The sequence below is a fragment of the Desulfobacula sp. genome (genome assembly GCF_021107415.1).
In genome coordinates this window covers 1-5,407 of record NZ_JAIOSW010000177.1, presented here as the reverse complement: position 1 = coordinate 5,407, position 5,407 = coordinate 1, and the positions used below count along the sequence as shown (strand labels likewise).

At 43.9% G+C, this 5,407-nt stretch carries 6 protein-coding genes; 1 reads left to right on the top strand and 5 read right to left on the bottom strand.

Annotated features, from left to right (window positions below; translation table 11 throughout):
• On the bottom strand, positions 1 to 668 hold a 668-nt coding region (locus K8S13_RS09750), incomplete at its 3' end, for an extracellular solute-binding protein (protein WP_291462256.1).
• Between the two features lie 141 nt (positions 669 to 809).
• Entirely contained in the window at positions 810 to 1,814 is a 1,005-nt protein-coding gene (locus K8S13_RS09745) for a LacI family DNA-binding transcriptional regulator (RefSeq protein ID WP_291462255.1), read from the bottom strand.
• A 155-nt stretch (positions 1,815 to 1,969) separates the two neighbouring features.
• Between K8S13_RS09745 and K8S13_RS09740 the strand changes: the two genes are divergently transcribed.
• Positions 1,970 to 3,259, top strand: a complete 1,290-nt coding sequence (locus K8S13_RS09740; protein ID WP_291462254.1) for an MBL fold metallo-hydrolase — start codon at positions 1,970 to 1,972, stop codon at positions 3,257 to 3,259.
• Between the two features lie 98 nt (positions 3,260 to 3,357).
• Here the strand turns inward: K8S13_RS09740 and K8S13_RS09735 are convergent, their stop codons facing one another.
• The 3 genes from K8S13_RS09735 to K8S13_RS09725 all read right to left on the bottom strand — a co-directional run.
• Positions 3,358 to 4,173, bottom strand: a complete 816-nt coding sequence (locus K8S13_RS09735; protein ID WP_291462253.1) for a glycerophosphodiester phosphodiesterase family protein — start codon at positions 4,171 to 4,173, stop codon at positions 3,358 to 3,360.
• Positions 4,174 to 4,194: 21 nt separating this feature from the next.
• Positions 4,195 to 4,515, bottom strand: coding sequence for an antibiotic biosynthesis monooxygenase (locus tag K8S13_RS09730; protein WP_291462252.1), 321 nt, complete (start codon positions 4,513 to 4,515; stop codon positions 4,195 to 4,197).
• A gap of 183 nt (positions 4,516 to 4,698) precedes the next feature.
• On the bottom strand, positions 4,699 to 5,407 hold a 709-nt coding region (locus K8S13_RS09725; protein WP_291462251.1), incomplete at its 5' end, for a sigma 54-interacting transcriptional regulator.

The following is a 5,407-nucleotide window of genomic DNA, read 5'->3' as shown; positions in this document are numbered from 1 at the left end:
TTCATCAGAACCTCGCCGTTCTGTCGGCACAATGCTCCGAACATCCAGTAGGGATATCCTGTGGAAGGAATTTCCAGACCCCATTGAGTCACCTTGCCCGCGGCATCCTTTGTGACAAGTTTCTTCCCCGTTTCGACCAGTTCTTCCCAGGTTGCCGGGGGGTCTTCAGGATCAAGACCGGCTTTTCTGAAGGCGTCCTTGTTATAATACATGACAATGGTAGATCTCTGGAACGGAATGCTCCAGGTTTTACCGCCGGTTCTGCTGTTTTCCATCAAAGCCGGATAGAAACTGTCAAGCCATTGTTTTTCTTCAGTGGTTGTCACCAGATCATCAAAGGGCAGGATAGCATCATTGTCAATAAGCGTAAAAATTTCAGTAGAAAGGATCACGGAAATATGGGGAGGATTTCCGCCTTTGAGTGAGGTCATCGCCTTGGTCATGGTATCGGAATAATTCCCGGAATAAATGGCTTTTACAGAGATATCCGGATTTTCTGCTTCAAAGTCCTGAACCAGCTTGTCCACCAGTTTTGTCAGTGGGCCGCCCACTGCAACAGGATAGAACATGGTAAGGTCAGTTGCAAAGGCCATGGATGAAAATGAAAGCAACAGCAGCCCTAAAAGCAGTACTTTCAACTTTTGAATTCCTGATGTTACGTTCTTCATGCGTTTTCTCCTTAATAATTATGGTTAATAACAGCTTACACGTTTTATTTATCCCACCTGTTAATAAAATAACAGTTAGGATATGGTTAACATCATGCTCAATCTCTTTCGTTCAGTCCGCATGCCTTACTCTCCCAATGTTTATCCAGGTGCCCATATCGTGGACTCCCTGACGATAAGAGATGATTCCATCATTAGCTGAACAGGCTTTGCCTGCCCTTTGATGCGCTGAAAAAGAAGTTTGGTCCCCATTTTTCCCATCTCATAGGCTGGCTGGTGAATGGTTGTCAACCCCGGAACCACATAGGATGCAATCTGAACATCATCGAATCCTACTATGGAAAGGTCTTCCGGAAGATTTAAACCCAATTCCCTTGCACCCTTCATGGCCCCAAAGGCCAGATAATCGTTGGAACAGAAAACAGCCGTGGGGGGATTCTGAAGGGAAAGCAATTGTTTCACCGAATCCCTTCCTCCGGTCAATGAATAGTCTGTCTGTGCCAGAAGGTCTTTGTCATAGGGAATACCGTTGTTCTTGAGACATTGCCTGTATCCATACCATCGATGAAGGCTCCGGTCAGATATGGAAAAATTGCCTGCGACCATCCCGATGCGTTCATGGCCAAACTTCACAAGGTGTTCGGTTGCCCGGTATCCACCCTGGTAATTGTCGATTCCAACTGCCGACAAAGGGCCGGTTTTCACTGTACTATATAACAGGACAAAGGGAAATCCTTCATCCAGAAGAGTTTTCAGGATAATCCCCTTAAGATTGGTGGTGGTTATGATCAGACCGTCCACCTGCTTTTCTCTCAGTGTTTCAACCAGGCTCTCCTCCTGTTTATACTGGTAGTAGGTATTTCCCAGAATGACCTGAGTTTTCTTCAAATCTGCAAAATCCTGAACTCCCCGGGTGGATTCGGCAAATACGGGGTTATTAATAGTTGGAATGATCAGGCCTATGGTATTCGACTGTTTGGTCACAAAACCACGGGCAAGGGCATTATATTTGTAGTTACACATCTTCATTGCCCGGACGACTTTTTCACGGGTTTCTACCCGTACCGTCTCTGGAGAATTAATGACTCTGGAGACCGTGGCCGTCGAAACTCCCGCCAATTTTGCGACATCAAGAATCGTACTCATAAATCCCTCTGTAAACGTTTACATTTGTATAGCCTGTACCAATTGAATGTGTCAAGCTTTTTTAAATCATAGGCTTTTATTGCTTGAAACCTGTCTTGAATCTATATTATAAATAACCAATGTAAACATTTACATAAATCAGAGGAGCTATGGCAATGACCAGCAATTGTTTAACCCCGTTAACCAGGGAAGTGAAGCGTATCGAAAGCTGCGGCATGTACGTTGATCTTATAAAAACATCCAGGGGAACGGTACGTGTGGGAAGTATGCCTGATATTTCAAAATTTCTCAGCCTTCACGGATTCAAAGAGGAGATCGTCGTAGTTCCGAAATGGGAAGGCTCCATGGCCGGCGACAACCATACAGGTGAAGAATTTGTACTGTGGCAGGCACAGGTCAGAGGCGGCATCCGGAAACACTATGTTGGTTCGCCTGCCAACGTTGAACAGATGCATCATAATCTTGATAAAACCTTTTCCTTTTTTTTTGATTCAAACCGTATCTCCATCATAAAAAAGCGCTGGCTTAATAACTGGTTCAGCAGGCAGCCCGCCGCGCCTGTATATGAGAATGGTCCATTAAAAATCGTTGTTGCCAAGGATAACATCATCCTGTCCGATCATGGGAAAACCCTCTATGACAGGCTTGAATTCAAACCATCCCAAAGTCCGGATACCCATGTTGAAGCTGTTCTGACCAGTGTAGCAAGAGACTCAGCCTCCAGACAGGGTCTTGAAATCAAGGCCGTGGGTACTGGCAATGGATTTGCCGGAACAGTTTCCAGCTGTATTGTGCGTTTCGACAGGCAGGTGATCTGGATTGATCCCTGTGGCTACCCAGCTCATAATCTGGCACGCCATGGCGTTCACTGGGACGATATTACCCACGTCATTATCACTCATAATCATGAGGATCACACCCAGGGATTTTCCGCTTGCCTGAAACGAGCCGAGCATACTAAAATCCCTATAAACCTCATAACAGCGCCCCGTATTTTCGAACTGCTCAAAAAACAGTTTATCCTTCTGTGTCCCGGGTTCAATAGGCTGGTAAACTTTATACCCCTATTCCCCGGAACCCCGCTGCAACTGGGCTCAATTCAGTTAGACTGTCGCTGGAACCATCATTTTCTTCCCTACGGCACATTGGGGTTCAGAATTTCGGCCGGTGGAAAAATGCTGGGGTTTTCCGGGGACACCAAACTTGATGAAACCATCAATACCATTATTAATCGAGATGAACTTCTCCCCCAATGGTTTGCATCGTGTGATCTTGTTTTTCACGAAATTGATTTTGACAATCCCGGCAGTGTTCACACTCACTGGAAACAGGTTGAAAAGCTACAACAGTCCATATCCGGCCAGATACTAGGATACCACACCCCCTTCCTGGCAAATGCTCCTTTTCCCTTGGTGCAGGAAGGAAAAACCTATTACCTGGAATAATCGTACCCATAATGATGCATCAAAATTGTTTCTGCTTAATTTTGGATATCCATTAAAGATAAAAATTTTATCATGCCGTTTAAACGCCATACTATACGTTACTCCCCTGCAATGGCGACAATGCGCTGAGGATAATCCGTGATGAGCCCATTAACTCCTGTATTGATAAATCGAATTATTTCATCTTTTTCGTTCACAGTAAAGAGATTAATCAGCTTTCTTTTATCTTTTGCTCTGGCAATCTGATCTTCATCTATCAGGGTGCTGCGGGCATTATACACAGGAAACGAAAAATCTCCCCAGTCAAGGGGCTTTGATTCAAAATAGCCTATCAATGCCTGAACTTCAATGGAGGGTTCCATGGCTATTACCTGTCTGAGCCATGGATGATTAAAGGAAGAAATAATCAGCCGGCCCGGATCAATCTCTAGTGTCCTGATCAATTCTATGACTCGCTGTGTTATGGGAAAATCCTTGAAATTTTCCGGCAGGGTTTTCAGTTCCAGATTTATTTTCCAGTCTTTTTCTCTGGTAAAAATCAGAGCATCTTCAAGTGTAGGTATTTTTTCATCCTTGAACGAAGCCAGTGTCTCCCGGCTGATGGATCCTTTATTTATCTCTCCAAAGGGGTCGTGTTCTATGAAATGAATGCCCGGGTCAAGCCGTTGGATTTCAGCCAGGGTAAATTGAGTAAACACCTGGTGCTTCCTCTTTGGAAAAACTGCTGCAACATTGGTGGTTCGTTGTAAAGAAGCGTCATGAAATAAAATTAATTGTTCATCACTGGTAACGGCAATATCCGTTTCCCAAAGGTCTGCACCAACTTCAAATGCCTGATTCGCCGCAGCAATGGTATTTTCCGGAGCAATGCTACTTGCCCCCCTGTGAGCAATGATTAAAGGTTCCGTGTTCAATCCTTTTTGAATTCCCCCTGGTTACGATTGAAACCGGGGAGGGATACCGCCCACAACAGGTTCATAATACCGATAAAGGGTTTTTTCCCCCAGCAATCCATCTATCTGGTGCTGAATGGCCATGCGTTCCTCGCTGTGCATCCATTTGTTCCAGTCTTCCAGGGTATTCCAGGTGGTGATGACCATATACTCCCCATCACAGTCCAGGCAGCTGAAAGTCTGGCCGGTGAAAAACCCCGGCTGAACCGCAGCACGGGATCTGAGTTGCACGATCAAAGGGGCCAGCTGGCCTGCCATGGTCTCATCCTTTACGGTTCGTCTGATAATAATAGAAACTGCCATAATGCCCTCCTTTTATTAAAACGATTAATAATAGATAAAACTGAAATTTTACCAAAATTAATATGTGATTATCATGCAACCATCCGTAGCAGTATGTCAATAAAATTTTTTTTCAAGGATTTGGGGTGAATAGGGTAAATTATATCAAAATCCTCACTCAGCACCAATATCCATCTTTACAGTTTAAGAATAATTTATATCTCTTCCAAATGGAATACAAAGTTTTCGCATTTTGTGTCTTAAGGTGGCAGGATTAATTCCCATTAGTTCAGCTGCACCGTTAGTGCCGCCAACTTTGCCTTTTGTCTGATTAAGAACATTTCTGATATGCCGTGAAATTACCTCGTCAAGTAAAACAGGCTGTCTGTCCGAAATTTCAAAATTTTCTGTGTTGCTCGTGTCTGCGGGGGTTACAAGATCATCAAACCGAAGCGGTTTGCCACGGCTTATGATCAGAGCTCTTTCCACAGTGTTTTCAAGCTCACGAACGTTACCTGGCCAGTCATAAGCGCTAAGACGTTCAATGGCATTATTTGATAGAACAGGAAAATTTTTCAAACCCATTTCTTTATATTTTTTAAGAATAAAATGCTGAACCAGAGCCGGAATATCCATTTTCCTCTCTCTTAACGGGGGAATATATATCGGAAAAATTTTAAGTCGAAAATACAGATCATTTCTAAAACGTTTTTCTTTAATCATTTTCTCCAGATTTTGATGTGTTGCTGCTATAACTCTGGTGTCTGATTTGATTGTTTTATCACTGCCCACAGGTTCAAAACTTTTTTCCTGCAATACCCTGAGAAATCTGATCTGGGCTTCCATGGGCAGTTCTCCGATTTCATCAAGAAAGATCGTTCCTTTATTTGCCCTTTCAAACCGCCCGCGTTTC

What these genes read in the sequence shown, in the direction of transcription:
- K8S13_RS09745 (WP_291462255.1), bottom strand. Translation starts at nt 1,814, where the DNA reads ATGAGTACGATTCTTGATGTCGCAAAATTGGCGGGAGTTTCGACGGCC.
- K8S13_RS09740 (WP_291462254.1), top strand. Translation starts at nt 1,970, where the DNA reads ATGACCAGCAATTGTTTAACCCCGTTAACCAGGGAAGTGAAGCGTATC.
- K8S13_RS09730 (WP_291462252.1), bottom strand. Translation starts at nt 4,515, where the DNA reads ATGGCAGTTTCTATTATTATCAGACGAACCGTAAAGGATGAGACCATG.